Source organism: bacterium, from assembly GCA_039961635.1.
Classification (GTDB): domain Bacteria; phylum 4484-113; class 4484-113; order JAGGVC01; family JAGGVC01; genus JABRWB01.
Window position 1 is genome coordinate 1 of the sequence record JABRWB010000014.1, and the last position, 18,578, is coordinate 18,578.

At 53.5% G+C, this 18,578-nt stretch carries 22 protein-coding genes; 17 read left to right on the forward strand and 5 right to left on the reverse strand.

Annotation, left to right across the window (positions count from 1 at the left end):
- Positions 1-355: queuosine precursor transporter (locus tag HRF49_02510; protein MEP0813522.1), on the forward strand; the 355-nt coding region annotated here is incomplete at its 5' end.
- Here HRF49_02510 and queF read toward each other — a convergent pair.
- The 3 genes from queF to HRF49_02525 all read right to left on the reverse strand — a co-directional run bounded on the left by queF (position 352) and on the right by HRF49_02525 (position 2,485).
- Positions 352-768, reverse strand: coding sequence for an NADPH-dependent 7-cyano-7-deazaguanine reductase QueF (gene queF / locus HRF49_02515; protein MEP0813523.1), 417 nt, complete (start codon positions 766-768; stop codon positions 352-354). The two genes, HRF49_02510 and queF, sit on opposite strands and share 4 nt — an antisense overlap.
- A 24-nt stretch (positions 769-792) precedes the next feature.
- Positions 793-1,623 (reverse strand): zinc metalloprotease HtpX, encoded by an 831-nt coding sequence (locus HRF49_02520; GenBank protein MEP0813524.1) that lies wholly within the window; start codon positions 1,621-1,623, stop codon positions 793-795.
- A gap of 139 nt (positions 1,624-1,762) precedes the next feature.
- Positions 1,763-2,485 (reverse strand): matrixin family metalloprotease, encoded by a 723-nt coding sequence (locus tag HRF49_02525; GenBank protein ID MEP0813525.1) that lies wholly within the window; start codon positions 2,483-2,485, stop codon positions 1,763-1,765.
- Between the two features lie 175 nt (positions 2,486-2,660).
- Here HRF49_02525 and HRF49_02530 point away from each other — a divergent pair, with 175 nt between their 5' ends.
- The 8 genes from HRF49_02530 to HRF49_02565 all read left to right on the forward strand — a co-directional run bounded on the left by HRF49_02530 (position 2,661) and on the right by HRF49_02565 (position 10,990).
- Positions 2,661-3,956, forward strand: coding sequence for an alginate export family protein (locus HRF49_02530; protein MEP0813526.1), 1,296 nt, complete (start codon positions 2,661-2,663; stop codon positions 3,954-3,956).
- A gap of 37 nt (positions 3,957-3,993) precedes the next feature.
- Positions 3,994-4,662, forward strand: coding sequence for a FecR domain-containing protein (locus tag HRF49_02535; protein ID MEP0813527.1), 669 nt, complete (start codon positions 3,994-3,996; stop codon positions 4,660-4,662).
- A 189-nt stretch (positions 4,663-4,851) separates the two neighbouring features.
- Entirely contained in the window at positions 4,852-6,456 is a 1,605-nt protein-coding gene (locus tag HRF49_02540) for a S1 RNA-binding domain-containing protein (protein ID MEP0813528.1), read from the forward strand.
- Positions 6,457-6,496: 40 nt separating this feature from the next.
- A complete protein-coding gene (locus tag HRF49_02545) occupies positions 6,497-7,135 on the forward strand; it encodes a dephospho-CoA kinase (protein MEP0813529.1) in 639 nt (212 codons plus the stop codon).
- Positions 7,132-8,274, forward strand: coding sequence for a lytic transglycosylase domain-containing protein (locus HRF49_02550; protein ID MEP0813530.1), 1,143 nt, complete (start codon positions 7,132-7,134; stop codon positions 8,272-8,274). Before HRF49_02545 ends, HRF49_02550 begins: the two co-directional genes overlap by 4 nt.
- A 52-nt stretch (positions 8,275-8,326) precedes the next feature.
- Positions 8,327-9,460, forward strand: coding sequence for a glycine cleavage system aminomethyltransferase GcvT (gene gcvT / locus HRF49_02555; protein MEP0813531.1), 1,134 nt, complete (start codon positions 8,327-8,329; stop codon positions 9,458-9,460).
- A gap of 56 nt (positions 9,461-9,516) precedes the next feature.
- Positions 9,517-9,891: a glycine cleavage system protein GcvH gene (gcvH, locus tag HRF49_02560; protein ID MEP0813532.1), complete on the forward strand. Its 375-nt coding sequence runs from the start codon at positions 9,517-9,519 to the stop codon at positions 9,889-9,891.
- 58 nt (positions 9,892-9,949) lie between these two features.
- The gene (locus HRF49_02565; protein ID MEP0813533.1) at positions 9,950-10,990 is read left to right on the forward strand and encodes a C40 family peptidase; all 1,041 of its coding nucleotides are present in this window, start codon (positions 9,950-9,952) and stop codon (positions 10,988-10,990) included.
- Positions 10,991-10,996: 6 nt separating this feature from the next.
- Here HRF49_02565 and HRF49_02570 read toward each other — a convergent pair whose 3' ends face one another.
- Both HRF49_02570 and tig read right to left on the reverse strand, forming a co-directional pair.
- Complete coding sequence (locus HRF49_02570) at positions 10,997-11,620, reverse strand: ATP-dependent Clp protease proteolytic subunit (protein ID MEP0813534.1); 624 nt, start codon at positions 11,618-11,620, stop codon at positions 10,997-10,999.
- On the reverse strand, positions 11,617-13,029 hold the full coding sequence (gene tig, locus HRF49_02575; protein MEP0813535.1) for a trigger factor: 1,413 nt from the start codon (positions 13,027-13,029) through the stop codon (positions 11,617-11,619). Before tig ends, HRF49_02570 begins: the two co-directional genes overlap by 4 nt.
- 180 nt (positions 13,030-13,209) lie before the next feature.
- Between tig and HRF49_02580 the strand changes: the two genes are divergently transcribed.
- From HRF49_02580 to HRF49_02615, 8 genes are all read left to right on the forward strand, one after another.
- A complete protein-coding gene (locus tag HRF49_02580) occupies positions 13,210-13,602 on the forward strand; it encodes a hypothetical protein (GenBank protein ID MEP0813536.1) in 393 nt (130 codons plus the stop codon).
- A 485-nt stretch (positions 13,603-14,087) separates the two neighbouring features.
- Entirely contained in the window at positions 14,088-14,471 is a 384-nt protein-coding gene (locus HRF49_02585) for a 3D domain-containing protein (GenBank protein ID MEP0813537.1), read from the forward strand.
- 63 nt (positions 14,472-14,534) lie between these two features.
- Positions 14,535-15,452 carry a ribosomal RNA small subunit methyltransferase A gene (gene rsmA / locus HRF49_02590; GenBank protein ID MEP0813538.1) on the forward strand — a complete coding sequence of 306 codons (918 nt, stop codon included), beginning with the start codon at positions 14,535-14,537 and terminating at the stop codon, positions 15,450-15,452.
- Complete coding sequence (rsmI, locus tag HRF49_02595; protein ID MEP0813539.1) at positions 15,449-16,282, forward strand: 16S rRNA (cytidine(1402)-2'-O)-methyltransferase; 834 nt, start codon at positions 15,449-15,451, stop codon at positions 16,280-16,282. The genes rsmA and rsmI overlap by 4 nt, the downstream gene beginning before the upstream one ends.
- Entirely contained in the window at positions 16,275-17,378 is a 1,104-nt protein-coding gene (locus HRF49_02600; protein ID MEP0813540.1) for a YncE family protein, read from the forward strand. The genes rsmI and HRF49_02600 overlap by 8 nt, the downstream gene beginning before the upstream one ends.
- Positions 17,379-17,765 carry a hypothetical protein gene (locus HRF49_02605; protein ID MEP0813541.1) on the forward strand — a complete coding sequence of 129 codons (387 nt, stop codon included), beginning with the start codon at positions 17,379-17,381 and terminating at the stop codon, positions 17,763-17,765.
- Complete coding sequence (locus tag HRF49_02610; GenBank protein ID MEP0813542.1) at positions 17,762-18,286, forward strand: hypothetical protein; 525 nt, start codon at positions 17,762-17,764, stop codon at positions 18,284-18,286. Before HRF49_02605 ends, HRF49_02610 begins: the two co-directional genes overlap by 4 nt.
- Before the next feature lie 44 nt (positions 18,287-18,330).
- Complete coding sequence (locus HRF49_02615; protein ID MEP0813543.1) at positions 18,331-18,543, forward strand: hypothetical protein; 213 nt, start codon at positions 18,331-18,333, stop codon at positions 18,541-18,543.
- The last annotated feature ends 35 nt before the right edge of the window (positions 18,544-18,578 follow it).

Below are 18,578 nucleotides of genomic sequence, written 5' to 3' on the forward strand. Positions count from 1 at the left end.
GCCCTGGTTCGAGGCTGCCGGAAGCTTCTCCGCTGTTTTCGGACTGACGTGGCGGATTGTGTTTGCCAGCCTGACCGCGTACCTGATTTCGAGCTTGCTGGACGTGGAGTTGTTCGCCAGGCTACGCGCAAGGCTCAATCCGGGAATGCGCGTCGTCGCTTCCAATGCCCTTTCGACGCTCGCGGACAGCGTGGTCTTTATTGCGATTGCATTCGCCGGAGTGTTTCCGCCGGCACAAATCGGGATGCTTATCCTGGGACAATACGTCGTGAAGCTGGCCGTGACCGGCGCAAGCGTTCCGCTGATATATCTTGTCCGGGCGACGGTGGAAGTCGGAAAATCAGAAACGGCCTAGGAGACTTCCATAGGCTTTTCGCCGCGCACAACGGTGCAAACCTGGTGGATGCCGCCGCGGACTTGGTAATCCAGCTCCATCCTGATCCATTTCGGCTGGACGCATTCCCAGAAATCGTTGAGGATGCGGTTGACCGCGTCCTCCTGGTAAATTCCCACATTACGGAACGTATGCAAATAGTATTTGAACGACTTCAACTCGATAATGTTCAAGTCGGGAAAGTACCAGAGGCGCAACGTCGCGAAGTCCGGCAGTCCGCTCCAGGGGCAGACACAGGTGAACTCCTTGGTTTCAATGAATACGCCTGTGTCCTGCGGCTGGTGGTCGTAAGGAAGCGTTTCGAGCACGGATGGGTCGATAAGCTCGACGCCGCCGATGTCGAACCTTTTGTCCTTGAGGGTTTTTATGTCCATCGAAGAAATTTTAGCGCAAACTGACTATCGGGCCATGGCTTCGAGGCGCTTGATGCGCTCCTTCGTGCTCGGATGCGTCGAAAACAGCGAAACGAGGGAGCCGCCCATCGCAGGCTGGACGATGAACATGTGAGCGGTAGCCGGATCGGCATACGGGAACTCGGCTCGCTTGTTATAACCTTCGAGACGCGCGAGCGCATATGCGAGTCCACGCGGGTTGCCGGTGATTTTGGCCGCACCCGCGTCCGCCTCGAATTCCCGGCTGCGGGAAATGGCGAGCTGAATCAGCGTCGCGGCCAGAGGAGCGACAATCAGCATCGCGAGCATTCCGAGCAATCCGCCGCCGTTGTCCCGGCTTCCGCCGAACCAGAACGCCATGCGGGCAATAAATGTAATCGCCATCGCCATCGCAGCGGCGACCGCCATCGTCAGCGTGTCCCTGTGTTTGATGTGAGCCAACTCATGGGCTACGACGCCTTCGATTTCGTCCTGCGAAAGACCGTTAAGCAGTCCCGTGGTCACCGCAACGAGGCCGTGCGAAGGATCGCGGCCGGTCGCGAACGCGTTCGGGATGTCCAGGTCTACAATCGCGATACGCGGTTTTGGAATACCTGCAGCGCGCGAAAGCCTCTCGACCATTTCGTGCAGCGCGGGAGCTTCCTGCGGTGAAACTTCCCTTGCGCCGTACATTGAAGTCGCGATTTTGTCGCTATACCAGTAACTGCCAAACGTGAATATCAGCGCGATTCCGAGGCCGATTGCGAGGCCGGACTGGCCGCCGAAATACGTTCCCGCGGCCATAATGATCGCGCCCATCACGACGAACAAAACGAAAGTTTTCAGGTTGTTGAGCATCGAATTCACCTGCCGGGATTTGATACCCGAAAAACACCGCGCAGGCGCATTGTTGGCCACCTTGTTACGGTGGTCAACAGCACCATGTTCGGCATCCAGTGAGACGAGATTCAGTGGATTTCGTTCGACTTGCCGATCGTCAGCGCCCGATGCAGTCGGCGCCGCATTCGATTGAATATGTGACAATCGGCTCGCCGCTTGCCGCCGAAGGTTCCCTGACCGCATTCGTGATATGCGCCGCCGTGTTGTAAAGCTTGTATATCGTGTTTCGGTCGCGTTTTGAAGGAACGCCGTTCATCGCAATTGGATACATCACGTCGCCTGAATATGGCGAGTGCTGCCACAGACCGAGCGCGTGCCCCATTTCGTGAACCGCGGCGAGCGCGACTTCGCTTTGGCTCACCGTCCGCCCGTTCACGTGGGTCGGCAGCTCAATCAGAATCGGCAAAATCAGCCGGCCGCCCTGGGCTTGGAATGAGGTCCGCCCCGCCGCGTTGCCGCCGAGCGAGTCCACCCAAACGACCCTTACATCGCCGTTCGACGATTTTTCGGTTTGCGACACGTGATAGATGCCCCATTTGTCCCCGACATCGTTCCAGGCGGTCATCTGCCTTGCCGCCGCGGATTCCAGCCCCGGGCTCCATCCGGAGACTCCTTCGCCGGATGCAATGTAAAAATTCACGTTTGCGCCGACCGTGAATCTGACCACCTGGCCGTTCGTGGTGAAACCGTACGTGTCGAGTTGGTTAATGTCCAGCGGCTCAGGGGTCGGGCTTGTCGGACCACCGCCTCCCTTGCAGGAGCCGAGTGCAAGAAGAGCCAGCGTCAAAACAGCTAGATGGATTTTGGAAATGCGGTTCATGATTCTGCTTCCTAGAAACAACGTTATTTTACCTCGAACAAGGCCAAACTTGAGCCAAATCGTGTGCGGAATAACCAAGGCTTTGACACTCGGCCGCTCTGCAGGCGCGCGTTTTTTTTCGGATTTACACTCATTTTGTAACCTGCAAGGGTAATAAGTGAATCCGGAGGTTGTGGTGAAGAAGAATTTTGTTTTTGGGGTCATTGGGGTTTTCGCGTTTTCGGCCGCGGCATTTGCCGCGGAAGAATACCCATCGTTCGATTTCGGCGCGGAAACCAGAACCAGGTTTGCCTACAACGACAACTACGACTGGAACAACGCAAACCTGGACGAGCGGTTTCCCTGGCAGAGCAGGATCAGGCTGGATTTCAACTGGAAACCTAAAATCGGACAGCGCCTGGTGGTGCAGCCACAGTTCAGCTACTGGGATAGATGGCACGGCGATTTGCCTCTACAAGGCGACCAGTTCGTTCTATACCAAGCCTACTACGAAATCCGCGATCCGAAGAAATGGTCGTGGGAATGGAGAATCGGCAGGCAGGAGCTTGATGTGGAAGACGGCTCATTGGTGGGCGCGAGCTATTGGGACAATCTCGGCCAGACCTTCGACGGGATTCGATTCCGCCAGCGATCCAACGAATTCGAATTCGACGTGTTCGCAGCACGACAGGGCGAATGGCGGGGCACCGGTTCCGAAGAAAGATTCATCGCCGGCATTGCGGCCGCGACTCATCCGTATTCACCACACAAGCTATTCGGACATGTGCTTTACAAAGCGGACAGGCGCGATTTCGCGGTATCGCTAAACCCGCTTTCCCTAGCTAAAAGCTATGTTCCTGCCAAGGAGCTTGATCAATACACGATCGGCGGCGGTTATCACTACAAGCCCAAGAACGGCGTGGATGCAAAAATCGGCGGTGATTATCAATTCGGAGATTCGGCCGGCGCTGACATTGATGCGTACCGCTGTTTCGTCGAAGTATCCAACATGGCGCGCGAACCGGCGCCAATAAGGATTGGAGCGCGGTATGAATTCGCGTCGGGCGATCCCGACTCGACAGACAACGACGTTCAGGGATTTTCACCCCCGTTCGCCGATTACTACGGCAAGCATGGAAATTCCTTCATTCTCGGCCCGCCGAACCTCAACGACCTTGCGCTTTTTGCGGATTTCAAGCCTCGGACGGATTTGACTATTCAGCCGGCTGTACATTTCTTTTGGGCCGACACGGTCCGCGGGTCCGTACATGATGCACGAGGAGGCGCTTCAATCCCTGCAAACGACGAAAGGCAAGGCAGCCGCGATCTAGGGGTTGAATTCGATCTCGATTTCAAATACCGGGCGTCCGACAAGCTTGTAGTCAATTTCGGCTGGTATAGATTCGCTCCTGGAGCAATGATCAGGGATTACACCGGCTTCGGAAACCACGCCGACATGGTGTTCGTGCAGCTTACCTATAATTTTGTCTAAACCTTAAATTTGGACGGAGTTGACTCGGATGTCGATAATGCGAATTTCGAAACTAACGGTATTAACCGCCATTTTTGTTTGCGCGGCTTCAGCGGCGCACGCCCAGCCTGTCACAATTACGAGGATAAAGGGCGAAGTGCAGATCAGGCGCGCGAATTCAAAAGACTGGGTGGTGGCCGAGCCGGATTTCACACTGGAAAAAGGCGACAGAATCCGTACGCTGAAAAACGGCAAGGCCGAGCTTCTATTCCCGGTAGGCACGTTGCTGATGATTAAAGAAGAAAGCGAAGTGCAGATTTCGAAGGCCGGAGATGGAAAGGGCGGCGGGTCGGTTAAGACAATCCTCGGCGCTGTCTTATTGAATATCAAGCAAGGGCTGGACCCCGGCTCAACCTTCGAAATAGACGGATTGTCTGCCCTTGGAGTCGTCAGAGGCACGGTGTTGCGCGTCGAGGTGGATGTCGACACGACCAGCTATTGGCATGGCTTTGAATCCCCTGTTGAGGTTTCCAACGAGCAAGGACGTTGGACAATGGAGGCCGGTACAAATTGCCGCGTTGACCCCTTTGGGAAACCTATTCCCGGCGGATGCAGAACGATGACGCTTCCAGAGTGCATCAGGGAGTTCGCCATTGACGAAACAGACGAAGCCTTGGCTGCCGAAATCGAGCGAAAACTGTCGGGTGAGATACCTTCGGATTCTTAGCACATCCCAAAATGTCAACACGGCTTTGCCGTGCGCCCGCGGTTGAGGTAAACTATTTCCACGCGCCGCAATTAAGCGGGTTGAAATCGCGGCCCGTGCTCGCGCGCGCTTTGTTTGCATTGCGAACGGCCAAGTGGTAAAATAGTGCGTTTAGGGCATGTTCGCGTATTGTCGTCGGAGTGTGCGTTAATGGTAGACAAGTTCGAAGAAATGCTGGATCGTTCGTTGGCCGAGGCCCATACCGTGGGCAGCATCGTCTCGGGCAAAGTCGTCCAGATTAACGAAGAAGGCATCTTCATCGACATCGGATCGAAAAGCGAAGGCATTCTCCAGTACAACAAGATTATTCCGGATGAAATTCCGGAAATAAACATCGGCGACACGATCGAGGCGAAGATCGTTCTGAAAAAGGAAGGCGTCTATTACCTTTCAAAAAAGGCGCTGGACTTCGAGCGCGGATGGAACAAGATCAAGAAGGATTTTGAATCACAGGAAATCCTCAAGGTCAAAATCACTCGAAAAGTCCAAAACGGCTATATGGCGGAAGCCTATCGCGTCGCATCCGGCTTTCTTCACGAGAAGAACTTTCAGACACCCCCGTCAATCGGCGACGAAGTCGATGTGGTTATCTCGGAATACAATCCCAAAACCAAAAAGCTGCTGTTTTCGCGCAAGCCATTGATCATCGCGGAACGCAAACAGCGGATGGAGGAGGAATTCCAAAAGATACATGTGGGAATGGAGCTGGAGGGAAAAGTAGAAAAACTTACGGAATTCGGTGCGTTTGTAAGGTTGAACGATTACCTGACCGGATTGATGCACGTAAGCGAAATGAGCCACGAGCATATCAAATCGCCTTCTCATGTGTGCAAGCTTGGCGACAAGATAAAGGTCAAAATCATCAGCATAGATCGCGACTCCGGCCGAATCGGCTTATCCCACAAAATGACCACGACCGATCCGATCCTCGACATCATTGAAGGTGAAGATTACGAAGGTAAAGTGGAAAACCTGACGGATTTCGGCGCGTTCGTTCGTCTGCCCAACGGCGTTGTCGGCCTGGTGCACATCTCCGAGATCTCGTACAACAGGTTCAACAAGCCCGGCGACGTGCTGAAAGCGGGAAGCAAAGTTCGCGTCAAAGTACTTAACGTCAACATACGCGACAGGCGCGTTTCACTGTCTATCAAGGCGCTTGAACAGGATCCATGGCAAGTAATCCACGAAAAGTACGGCTTGGGCGAACGGGTTGACGTAGTAATCAAGGAGCTGACCTCGGCCGGAATTGTTGTGAAGTTGGACGACCATTTTGAGGGATTTGTACCCATCTCGGAAATAGCCTACGAACGAGTCGAGCATCCTTCGAAGCTTTACTCTGTCGGCGATACGGTTAAAGCCCAAGTGATTAACCTTGACCCGGCGAAACGCAAAGTAAAGCTTTCGATCAAACAAACCTTGGACAGGTTTGCGCCGGAAGGCGAGCAGCAAGATGTTCGATTGACCGACGCCGAAGCAAAGCCGACCGGAACCGCCATGAAGCTCGGCGAAATGCTCGCGAAGAGCGGCATCGTGGCAAAGGAAATCGAGTCCGCGGATAAGGCGAGGGAAGATGACAAAACCGAAGCAGCGGCGCAGGAAGCTTCTTCCGAGATAGAACTAAATCGTCAGTCCGCTATGGAAGTCGACTCCGCAGTTCAAGGAGAGGTAGAAGAAACGACCGCTCCGGACGAAATCCAGGAGCCGGCAGCATCTCAAAATGCCGAAAATCATGACAGGTCCGGAAACGACAGTTAGTTTGGCCGAAATGCTTAGGTTTTGGGTCAGGAGCTAAATATTGATTGTCGGACTGACAGGCGGAATAGCATGCGGTAAGTCGATCGTGGCTGACACACTCGAACGCATGGGAGTGCGAGTCGTTGACTGCGACGTTTTGGCCCGCGAGCTGGTTAGGTTTGGCACAGGGGCGCTCCAAAAGATAACAGAGGTTTTTGGCAGCAGAATTTTAAATCCCGATGGTTCGCTCGATCGCAAAAAGCTCGCGGACATTGTTTTTTCCAGCAGTGCCGAGCGAATCAAGCTTGAAAGCATTCTGCATCCGTTGATCAAAGAAAGGTTGCGCGTCGAAATAGACGAGTGCAAGTCCAGAGATGAGGATTTGGTGATTGTTGCGCCGCTGCTAATCGAAGCCAAGGTCACCGACTATGTGGATGTTATCTGGGTTGTGTCTTCGCCCATCAGGCTAATGATTGAAAGGCTGTGCAAACGAGACGGAATCTCCGAGCTGGATGCTCACAGACGGATAAACTCCCAGATGCCCGTGGAAGAAAAGATTAAATACGCCCATTACATCATTGACAACTCCGGCACGATAGAGGAACTGAAACGGCAGGTGACTAGTACATGGGAGAAAATGCACAAGGAATTCGCCGCCGCCCGCAGCCCGATAAATGTTGTCGGCAGGGGAAGGTCATGACAGGCGGCGCAGGCATAGAGCGACACTCCAAAAAGCTTTTCCTTCAACCATTTTTCATTGCGGCTGTTTTGTTCGCAGCATTGCTTTATCCTGCTTTCGCGCAGGATTCGGATGGACCGGATAACCAGGAAGAACTCACTGTCGAACAAAAGGCTATCCGCTGGGCAAGACCGGAGCTTTCATTATCGAATATTCGCGAGCTCATAGAGGAAATCGAGCTCAACGCAAGCAAATTCGGCGTGGATTCAAGCTTCGCCGTCGCCCTTATTGCGGCGGAAGCTAGCGTATTTCCCGAGCAGGCGTTTGGACGGCAATGGTCGAATTACATGCAGCTTCGAAAGATGCATTCGTACGACCGAGTGGATATCGAGCCGGTTTGGCTGGACTCGCCAAACGCGATAAGCACGATTAGATTCGCCATCGACCAAGTAAAGACGTCAGGCAAATACGCAGACAGAACGCTGAAAAGCGCGCTTGAAATCTACTGGATGGGACCTGACCGAAGTGCAAACACTTCGTCATTTGACCGTTTTTATTTGGTTTTCAAGGAAAAATATAAAGCAATAGCAGCTGATTCGCATTCCTCATCTGAAGGCATGCCCATAATTCCGGACGAGCTCTCACAATTTCAAAGCAAATTGCCGAGAATGAGCGAATTGGATTCAAAGCTAAAGGCCTGGCCGATGGAAGACGCCTACGTGAAGGCCATTCTGAAATTCAACAATAAGCTTTCGGACAAAACGGCGTTGCTAATCGCAAGGGCTGTGCTTTCTTTTTCACACGATGCAGGGGTTGATCCCAGGCTGGTGATGGCCTTGATTGCGGTCGAGAGCAATTTCAAAGTGGGAGCGACAAGCCCCAAAGGAGCGATGGGACTGGGACAACTGATGCCCGCCACGGCAAAGTCCTTCGGAATCCGCGACCCGTACGAGCCAGTCCAGAACATATGGGTTTGTGTCCGTTATCTCGAACGCGAGTTTTATCGTTACAGGAACCGCTCCAACAGCCTTGACCTTGTCCTTGCGGCGTATAATGCCGGGCCGGGAGCGGTTGCCAAGTACGGCGGCGTACCGCCGTACAAGGAAACGGTACGATACGTATCCAAGGTCAAATCGCTCTACAAATCGTTAAGCGGCTAGCGGCCGGACCGCCAGTACCGACCTCGTCCGGACGCCCGCCTTGGAGACACGTATGAAAGTGATGATGGAAGGCGATATGACGGACGAACTGAAAAAAACCGCGCTTCACCAAAAGCACGTCGAGCTTGGCGCGCGGATGATCGAGTTCGCAGGATTCCACATGCCCGTATGGTATACGGGTATGATCGAAGAGCATATGGCGGTAAGGACAAAGGTCGGCATTTTTGACCTTGCGCACATGGGCGAGGTGTATTTCGAAGGGCCGGATGCTTTCGCGTATCTGCAGTCAATAACCTGCAACGACCTTTCCAAGATCAAGCCGGGCAAGTGTCAATACACGCTTTTGACAATCCCCGGCGGCGGTGTGGTCGACGATTTGATCATCTACCAACTCGAAAGCCAGCGATATTTGGCGGTAATAAACGCTTCCAATATCGAAAACGACATCGCCTGGTTTCGGGAACACTTGCCCATCGGCGGCGTTTCGATGACAAATGTCAGCGACGAAACTACCCTGATAGCGATCCAGGGACCGAACGCGCCCAATCTGTTGTCGGAATTCGGTCTTCCGGAAGTGGCAAAGGAAAAACCTTTCAGAGTGTTCGAAAAAAACGTCCGGGGAAACTTGATCACGGTCGCCACCACCGGATATACCGGCGAGGCCGGTGTCGAGCTGATTGTTCCCAACGAGTGCGCCGAATGGCTGTGGGATTCGCTTTTGGAAATCGGCGCAAAACATCAGATCTCTCCAATCGGCCTCGGCGCACGCGACACGCTCAGGCTCGAAGCCGCGTATTCGCTTTACGGACACGAACTGGACCGCACCACGACGCCGTACGAGGCCGGATTGGACTGGACTGTCAAGCTTGATAAAGGCGATTTCCTCGGAAAGGATAAGCTTGTAGAGCAGAAGGAAAAAGGAATAACGCGCCGAATCGCGGGTTTGGTTACCGAACGCAAAAACGGAATCCCGCGCAACGGAATGAAGGTGTATGCTATGGACGGCTCCGAGGCCGGCGTGGTAACCAGCGGGGCTTTTTCGCCTATCCTGGGTATGAACATCGCGCTGGCATATCTCCCTCCCGCGTTGGGGGAGCCGGGAAACAAGGTTCAACTTGAGATCCGCAAGCAGAAGGTAACCGCTGAAACTGTCAGACTTCCATTCTACAAGCGGGCCGATGCGTGATAGGGCTGCGCCTTATCCACCGTGATATATTCCGTAATCTTCCCTCGGAGGAGTATATGTCTGAGATTTGGTTTACCAAGACCCACGAATGGATCGCAAAGTCCGGAGCAGGCTGGAAAATGGGCATAACCGATTATGCCCAGTCCCAACTAGGCGACATCACTTTCGTCGAAGTTCCGGACGCCGGCACGCATTACAGCGCCGGCGAAACCATTGGCTCCATCGAAAGTGTGAAGGCGGTCAGCGAGTACTACGCGCCGGTGGACATTGACGTGATATCCGGCAACGAGGCACTGGAGGACAGCCCTGAACTTGTCAACGAGGATCCACTGGGGAGGGGCTACCTGCTCGAAGTAAAGGTACTCGATCCATCCCAGCTCAGCTCACTGATGGATGAGGCTACCTACAACGAATGGGAAAAAGGCGAGTAGCGCAAATCAGGGACAAACATCGCCCGTATGCACTGCGCAACGCGGCAGGATATGGCGTGTGAACAAGCGGAGCGCGATGAATTGGCCTTTTCTGGTTTGGGTGCTGATCATCTGCGCGTTCGCCGGTCTAAGGATTTTGTTCCCGGATGGCGTACCGAAGCTGGAATCGGAGCCTTCGGAACACAACTCAAAGCCCGAATTTGAAGTCTTCATTTCCCAATCTTCACTCCAGGCTTCAGGAAGCGCGCGCGATTACCGCACCTCAACATCAACAATCAATGGAATAATCGATATTTGCAGAAACGCAGATGACGCGCTTTTTTGCACATCCGCAGCCGATATCGTAAGCAAGCCAAGCGGGCAGGTTTTGTCCCAGGCATTTTATCTTGATCCTGTAATAGTTGTTGGAAGCCAGGACGAAAACGGAATGCTCTTGGTTGAGCTGCCTGCCCAACGCGGCTACCGCGGTTATTTGAGGGCGAACGAAGTTGCCGGCTGCGATCAGATCCTTCCAATTCAGCTGGCGGTTGTCAAGTCGCTAAACACCTGGGTTAGAGATGCCAGAACGGGAGAGGAATCCAAAATCCTGCAACTTGGCGCCATAGTCCCGGTGCTCGGCGCAGGGGGCGACGAAATTCAAATATCGGCTTTTAATGATACATACTGGGTGAGCTCGGAATCGCTATATAGAATTTCGGACGGACGGAAACCGAAGGGAGATGAAATCGTCCAAACCGCAGAGCGGTTTTTGGGACACCCATTTCTTAGCGGCGGGAACAGCTACGGGGGTTTCGATTCCGGCGGCTTCGTTTATTTCGTTTATAGGCTGAACGGGGTATTTCTGTACCGCACTCCTGCGGAGCAGTTGGCGGACGCCGAATTCTATGACATCAATGCGGAGTCCATCGGAACGGGCGATCTCGTCTTTCGAACATTCAAATCCGGCGCAGTCGAAGTCGGGATCCTGTCGTCATCAGATGTGGTGATTTACGCATCCGCCACAAAGGGAGTAGTCGAGGAACAGATTGACAATAGTCCATTTGCGCCGATTGGATCGGCGAAAATCAAAAGATTCCGCGGCTTGGAAATCAACAATTGACGCCGACTACTTTTTCTTGCTGTTTTTTTCATCCTCTTTTGCGGACGCGCTGGATGTGATTATCTCGTCCACTATCCCGTATTCAACAGCTTCTTCGGGGCTCATCCAGTGATCGCGCTCGCAGTCCTGAACGATCTGCTCGTACGGCTTTTTCGTATGCTTTTCCAGAATCCTGAAGATGCGCTCCTTGTGGAATTTCGCCTCGCGCATCATTATTTCGATGTCGGACGCCTGCCCCTGTACCTGGCCGAACGGCTGGTGAATTAAAATGCGGCTGTTGGGCAGCGCGAACCTGCTACCCGTCGTGCCGCCCGCAAGTATCACCGTGGCCAGCGACGCCGAAAGACCGACACAAATCGTGGAAATACGGGGCCGTATGTGTTGCATCGTATCGTAGATCGCCAGCCCGTCCAAAATGGAGCCGCCCGGGCTGTTGATGTAGATGTCAATGTCCTTTGAAGGATCTTCTTTTTCCAGAAACAGAAGCTGCGCGATAATCGCGTTTGCCACTGCGTCGGTGATGGGGCTGCCAAGAAAGACGATACGGTCCTTTAGAAGTCGGCTATAAATGTCGTAGGCCCGCTCGCCCCAGTTGGATTGCTCGATTACTACAGGAACAAAGTATGTCATTCAGTTCCTCCCGCGGCCTCCGGCGCATCTGTCGTCCGGTTGTTATTCTCTTCATCGGGCGAAGCTTGGGAAATATCAGCCGCAGCAGCGGCGCTTTCCCCCTGCTCCACGAACTTGACCTTCTCTGCCAGAAATTCAAGAACCTTACGCTCGACGATGCGCGCGTGCGTCTGGATCACGAAGTGGCGGTTTTTAAGAAGCGCGGTCGCTTCCCTGCGTTTCAAGTTGTACCTCTGTGCAACGTGCGCCGCCTCGAGCAGTATCTCGCGATCCGTTGCCGCGATATGGTATTGCTCTGCGACTGCGGCAATGACAAGATCCCGTTTAATCAGCTTTTTGGCTTGTGGCTCAAAATCCTCGCGGAGCTCCTTGATGGTGCGGCCCTGCTTTGAGAGAAACTCATCCAGCGTCAAACCGTTCCTTCTTAGCATCCGCTCCTGTTCCTCGACCATCAAGTCGACTTGAGGATTGATCATATCTTCGGTGATAAGCACCTCCGCGCCGGAAAGCACTTGGTCAGCCGCCAGTTCCTGTTTCCTCCGCCGGTTTTCTTCCTCGACTTCGTAACGAAGTACGGTTGTCAGGTAATCCTCGAATTGCTGTTCGTTCTCGAACTTGAAATTCTCTTTGATGAAATCCAGCGTGAATTCGGGGATAACGATGTTGCCGGCACCAAGCAGCGTGGTATCGATAATAAGCTTCTGGCCTGCCACACGGTCGTCCACAAAATCCTCGGGCATAATGTATTCGAACTGCCGGCTTTCGCCTTCCTTCATTCCGTATACGTGCTCGTCGAATCCAGGCAGGTTGTCGGGCAGCCCAAGCTCGTATTCCACGCTGTCGTTTTCAAAAGGCGATTGCTCACCGGTTTCGGCGAACTTGCTTTTTATGGCAAGCCGAACCCTGGCGCCCGCTTGAACCGTTTCGCCCTCGGGAAGGGGCTCGTACGACGCGTACCTTCGCCTAAGCTGCATCCTCAGGCGCTCGCGCATCTCATCGTCTATTTCCGTTGGCGAAAACACGATTTCCGCTCCTTCGAAAGGCGGAAGCTTCACCTCCGGAAGCACCGGGGCAGCGAAATGAAACTCTGCGCCCTCGCCTCGGACGGCAGGTCCCTCCCTGCTCCATTTGACATCGCCACGCCGCGGCCTAAGTCCGCTTTGGTCGAACGCGAGCTTCAATGCGCTTTCCTTAAGTTCATCAAGGACAATCGCTCCGAGGGATTCAGCGCCAACACGGCTTTCGACAACTTTCGGGGGAATCTTGCCGCGCCTGAATCCGGGAATGTTCAGCCGTTTCGAGTAGTACCTAATTACTTCGCGATAGTTGCGTTCGACCTCGTCGGCGTCGAACTTCACGGCGAAACTGGCATAGTTCGCCTCAACTTTATCAAGTGTAACGTTGCTCAATTGATGCTCCAATGTCCCGCAGTACATCCGGAAACTACTAATACCATCTTCGGGAACCTCATATCCTACACGCGGCTTCGATTAGTGTAAAGCGAAGCGGGCGCGGGCGCCAATTCATGCCAATGAAGGTTTCAGGATTCGCGCTTCTGATTGGCTGGGGAATGTGCTAGAATTGGAATCGTGACTTGCTCCCGACATCTAATTCTTCTGGCCGTGCTGTTGCTGGTTTCCTGCTCGGCCGGATCGGAGCCATGGCCGGCTCCCAGCGCCGTGGCGGGCCAGTGGCGCGGCCTTGCTTTCGGCGAAACAGAAAGTATCGCCGTTTTGCTTGTCTTGGTGCAGGATGGCAGGGATTTGAGCGCCGAGTTGCACTTGCCTACCCTGCCTTCAATTGAGGAGGCGACCGGCTGGGGCAACGTGGACGGCGGATCCATAAGCCTGGCCTTGACAGACAAGTCGGGCCGCTCAGTATTCGTCACCGGGGTATTGGACGAAATCGGGGCTGAATTGACCGGCGAAATGGCGGTAGGAGATGACGGAGCGATTTTGACTTTCGATTTGTTCAAGCAGTGATTTTATCGCCGCCATTCCGGTGCCTGTTTGTTGCGGTAGCGCTGGCCGCGAGCTTAGCCGCGCCGATTGTCGCCGGCGAACTTCCGGTGCCCGCGGACGGTCAGGATTGCGTGTATATTGTCGCGGAAAACGGCACCATCCCCGTTGCCCCACCGCCGGAAACCGTCGGCGAGCTTTTCCGCCAACTGGGTTTTGCTGTTCCCGCCTCGGCATTCGGACTAGATGCAGGCGCAAAACTGTCTGCGGGGCAGGCCCTTTTGCTTAAAAACGTAACTTTCGTGGAAGCCTCTTTCGAATCCCGTGTGCAGGCTCCCACCATTTTCGAATACGAATTCGATCCGTCAAATATCGGACTAAGCATAATCACACAGGGAAAAGAAGGGCGTGAAAGGTACACGGTACGCCGCTTCATCGGCCCCCTGGGTACTATCGCAGAGGCAAAAACATCCACAATCATACGTAAGCCCGAACCGCGCAAAGTGATTATGCGCATAGGAGTGCTGCCGGGATATTCGCCCACCTTCGAGGAACTACTCGAAAAACCGATTTTGTCGGAGGCGCTTCCCGCTCCACGAAGCTTCAAAAAAAAGCTTCTTATGGAAGCGACGGCTTATTTTCCCGGATTCGCGTCGAACGGCAAATGGGCCGGGACGACCGCTATGGGCTACGAGGCCCGCCCCGGCAGGGTCGCCGTTGATCCGAGGATTATTCCTTTAGGCTCTAGGCTATTCGTGGAAGGATATGGATATTGCGTAGCTGTGGACACGGGCGGAGCAATCAAAGGCAATCGAATCGACCTCTGTTACAACACAAGCGAGGAGTGTTTCGAATTCGGCCGGCGCGAAGTTTACGTATACGTACTGGATTAGACGATTCAGGGCAAGCGCGGCAATGCATCAGGCCTTTTCAATACGCGTGCTAACATTCGGCCCGTGGATCTCGAAACTTACACAAAATCCTGTCTGCGCAGGCTCGGATTCAAAGCAAACAGGCTTCGCGGCCAGAATTTTTTAATCGACGACAATGCACTGCAAACGATGGTCGAGTTGGCAGCGATATCACCATCCGACATCGTAATTGAAATCGGCACCGGTCTGGGAGTGCTAACGAAGAGTCTTGCAGGCCGGGCGAAGCAGATACACACGTTCGAAATCGAGAGAGAACTGTATCCATTTCTTGATTCCGAGCTGGCCGGCCTCGAAAACGTAACGCTGCAAAGAAAAAGCTTCAACAAATACAGCTTCGGAGAGCTGTTGGATGAAATAGCGGGCGTTCTTCAAGATGGAAAGGTAAAGATTGTGGCTAACCTGCCGTATCAAATATCCAGCCTGTTCATTCAGACGATTATCGAATACTCGGAATGGATCTCGCTAGCGTGTGTGATGCTTCAGCGGGAAGTCGCATTGCGGCTCGCCGCGGAACCGGGCGATCCGTCATACGGCAGCCTGACGGTATTCGTCCAAACCTGGTTTGAAGTCGAACTTGCGGCCGAAGTTCCACCGGCTTCATTTTTGCCCGCGCCAAAAGTAACAAGCTCGATTGTCAGGTTCGCGCCGATATTGTCGGATAAATTATCCACTCCGCCGGATTCATTTGAAAAGCTTGTCAGGGGATTGTTCCGCCATCGGCGCAAAACTGCGCTAAACGCATTGATGCGCGCTTTTCCGCATCTTGGCCATGAAAAAGCCAAGGCCATATTCGGCTTATCCGGAGTTGATCCTCACCTGCGACCGGACATGCTGGGGCGAAACGAGTTGTTGGCGCTTGCGACGGCATACGGGGCAACGATGCGCTCGTCACTTGACACTGACGGCGAAGCAATGGAAACACTGGAAGAGGCCTCAAAATGAACGACGGTGTTTTGTACCTTGTCGGCACGCCGATCGGAAATCTTGAAGACATGACCTTTCGAGCGGTCGAAGTTCTGAAAAAAGCCGAATTGATCGTTTGCGAGGATACGCGGCGGACCAGAAAGCTGCTTACACATTTCGGAATTTCGAAACCCGTCGAGAGCTTCCACGCCCACAGCGGCTATGTCAAGTCGCGGAAGTTAATCAAACGTATTTTAAGCGGCTCACAAATAGCCTATGTGACGGATGCCGGAATGCCAGCCCTTGCCGATCCCGGGTCGGAGCTGGTTGCGGAGGCCAGGAAATCCGGTTGCCGCGTAACGGTGATTCCCGGAGTAAGCGCGCTGACAACGTTGATTGCTTATTGGCCGTTTGAAGCGGGACGGTTCGTTTTCGATGGATTCTTGCCCAGGAAGGGCAAGGAACGCGAGTCCCGGTTGGCGGAAATCGCGGCGCGGCCCTGCCCTACCGTATTGTTCGAATCGCCCGCACGAATCGACGCGACCTTGCGCGAATTGGAGGCGGCCTGCGGCCCGGAAAGGACGGTCCTAGTGGGCCGCGAGATGACAAAGATTCACGAGCAAATAGAGATTTTCAGGCTCTCCGACAGAGATTCGGTGAGCCTGCCGGCAATGGGCGAATACTCGGTACTGGTGGAAGGCCTTAAAAATGCTGAAAAAAGCAATGAAGACCTGGAACAATGGCGGCGCGCAGTGGTCAAAATGCGTGAGGCCGGTATGAGCGGCCGTGATATACTTTCCGCACTTAAGGCGCTTGCGCCCGAAGCGGCCGGACGCCTTAGACGGATGGTGCAACGGAACGATGACTGAAACTCCGAAAACAGATGGCGCCGCTCCCGTGCGCGCCGGCTCGCACAAAACCGCCGTGCGGTTTCTCATTGCCCAGGCAGTCTTCTGGGGGCTATGGCTTGCGATTCTGGGCGCCACGGGCGCCAGAGATCGCGGCGTTCGCCTGTTTTTGCTCAACCACACACCGGACGAGCTCGTGGTCGTGAACGCCGAAAACGGCGCAATCGAGAAACGGCAGGCAATCGCCGACGGCCTTCGCAAGCTGGTATTCTCCTCGGACGGAAAGTACGCCTATATTTCCAATGCGGTAGATGTCACCAACAAAGTAACGGTTCTTGACGCGCATTCGTTCCTGAAAACCGAAGTGATACCTGTGGACGGCATTCCCCAGGATTTGGCAATTTTCCCGAACAACCGGTACCTGGCCGTCGTGAACGGGGCGCGTACCGACTTTATGGCCAGCGGCTTCGACGTAATCGACCTAAAGGAGAAAAGTCCAAGCAGCCCTCAGAGGAGAATGGTACTTTACCGCGCGCGTGATCGAAAGCTAGTCAACAGCATCCGTGTTTCCGAGGACGGGAAATGGGTTTATGTAATTGACTCCAAGGATTCAAAGGTTTTCAGATACGACTTCGAGAAGAGGGAACTTAAGGATTCGGTGGAAATTGACGGAGCTCCCATTGAAATGCATTTCCCGAAGAAGGGGCCTTATTTCTTCGTATCCACAATACGCAGGGAAAGCGTTTTCGTGGTGGACAAAGACAGCTTCAAAATCGTCAAGCGCATCAAAGTCGGCAGGTGCCGCCAGATGGCGTCGAATGAAGACGGCAGCATTTTGTACATTCCCCTAACGGAAACCAAGGATTTGGCGATTGTGGATGTGAATGCGGGCAGGGCCGTTAAGTTCCCGGACCTGCCGTTCAAGTCCGAAGTCATCGAAATGGGGCCTTTTTACGACAAGCTGTATTTGGTGGATACGTCAGTCGAAGGCAACCTTATTTGCGTCGACGTCAAAAGCCTTATGGAGGAGAATCGGAAACGCGTGAAAGTCCTTTGGCGGCGTTCGCTGACGGGCGAGTTTAGGGACATAGACGTGAGACCACTTGGAGGAAGCTAGTTGCCACTTACCTTCAGTTGGCCTGGATTCGCAGTATCACTTTTGGTGATTGCGTTCGGCATATGGGGCTATAGATCCGAGCGCAGGTTTCTTTCTTATTTGGCTCCTTCCGATCGGCTTTGGAGCGCGACACTCGGCGCCATCATAAATATTTGCCTGGCTTTTTTCTGCGTGGTTTTTACTTTCAACCTCTGGGTCAAGAGGGAAGTATTCGCCTTTACTATAGCCCTACTAATCGTGTTCCTGCTTGTGGTGATCATTTATCTTGCCGTCAGGTGGAGGCTGTCGCTTTTGCTTTTGGGCAATGAAGCAAAAGAAGGTATCAGGAAACTGAAAGAGGAGCTTGAGCGTTTCTCCGGCCAGGACAGAGGAGGAAACGGAATATGATTCAGCCGGTTATGGCAATTCTTTCCGGGCAAGCGTCGCTTTTCGCGATTTCGGCGGATTTGATTAGAGCCCTTTTGATCCCATCAGTAATATTGTTCGCATTGGTGGTGATTTTAATTTATTCGATAATGCTTTTAAAGCGATATCAAATGCGAAATCCCATCGCAGAGCTGGACAAAGAATTCCGGGCGGAAAAGGACACCCTATTAATTCTTGCGGAGAAAAAAAAGCAGGAACGTGAAAAGGCGATGAAGGCTGACGAGGCCAGAATGCGCGTTCTTGAGGAAATGGGGGAGCAATCAGTCAATATGCCCGATTATCTCGGTACGGAGTGCCCAAATTGCCTGCAGCCGATGGCCGAAGATACTGAAATATTGGTTCTTCTGGATTGCGCGACGGCCGTCCACTCGGTTTGCTTCAAGGATTTTCTGCTTCTGTCGCCCGAATCCAAAAGCCGTTACGTTTATTTGTATCCTGACGGCGAATTCGCCTCCTGGGATGACATCAAATCAAGGCTCTGACAATCCTCAAGGAACAAGCTTTGAATCCGGAAACACCAGCGGCAGTGCTCCTGACAAAATTTACAGCCCTTACCATCCTTGTCATCTCGATTATTTCGATCTTCGCGTTCTGGGCAGTAAGGCGGATAATCGCGGCCACATCTACGGCGGGCAAAATTCGCGAGGACGACGGCAACGAAACAAAAAAGCGGAATGAATTGCTCGCGAAACTTGAAAAAATGGCCGCATCGAAGGAAAACGAAGATACCGGCCAATAGGCTTACAGCGTTAGAAGAGACTTCTAGAAGAGACT

Coding starts and splice junctions, on each gene's coding strand:
- HRF49_02610 (MEP0813542.1), top strand. CDS start 17,762: ATGATTCAGCCGGTTATGGCAATTCTTTCCGGGCAAGCGTCGCTTTTC.
- HRF49_02585 (MEP0813537.1), top strand. CDS start 14,088: ATGCGCATAGGAGTGCTGCCGGGATATTCGCCCACCTTCGAGGAACTA.
- HRF49_02520 (MEP0813524.1), bottom strand. CDS start 1,623: ATGCTCAACAACCTGAAAACTTTCGTTTTGTTCGTCGTGATGGGCGCG.
- HRF49_02550 (MEP0813530.1), top strand. CDS start 7,132: ATGACAGGCGGCGCAGGCATAGAGCGACACTCCAAAAAGCTTTTCCTT.
- HRF49_02535 (MEP0813527.1), top strand. CDS start 3,994: ATGCGAATTTCGAAACTAACGGTATTAACCGCCATTTTTGTTTGCGCG.
- HRF49_02525 (MEP0813525.1), bottom strand. CDS start 2,485: ATGAACCGCATTTCCAAAATCCATCTAGCTGTTTTGACGCTGGCTCTT.
- HRF49_02570 (MEP0813534.1), bottom strand. CDS start 11,620: ATGACATACTTTGTTCCTGTAGTAATCGAGCAATCCAACTGGGGCGAG.
- HRF49_02540 (MEP0813528.1), top strand. CDS start 4,852: ATGGTAGACAAGTTCGAAGAAATGCTGGATCGTTCGTTGGCCGAGGCC.
- HRF49_02600 (MEP0813540.1), top strand. CDS start 16,275: ATGACTGAAACTCCGAAAACAGATGGCGCCGCTCCCGTGCGCGCCGGC.
- gcvT (MEP0813531.1), top strand. CDS start 8,327: ATGAAAGTGATGATGGAAGGCGATATGACGGACGAACTGAAAAAAACC.
- queF (MEP0813523.1), bottom strand. CDS start 768: ATGGACATAAAAACCCTCAAGGACAAAAGGTTCGACATCGGCGGCGTC.
- gcvH (MEP0813532.1), top strand. CDS start 9,517: ATGTCTGAGATTTGGTTTACCAAGACCCACGAATGGATCGCAAAGTCC.
- rsmI (MEP0813539.1), top strand. CDS start 15,449: ATGAACGACGGTGTTTTGTACCTTGTCGGCACGCCGATCGGAAATCTT.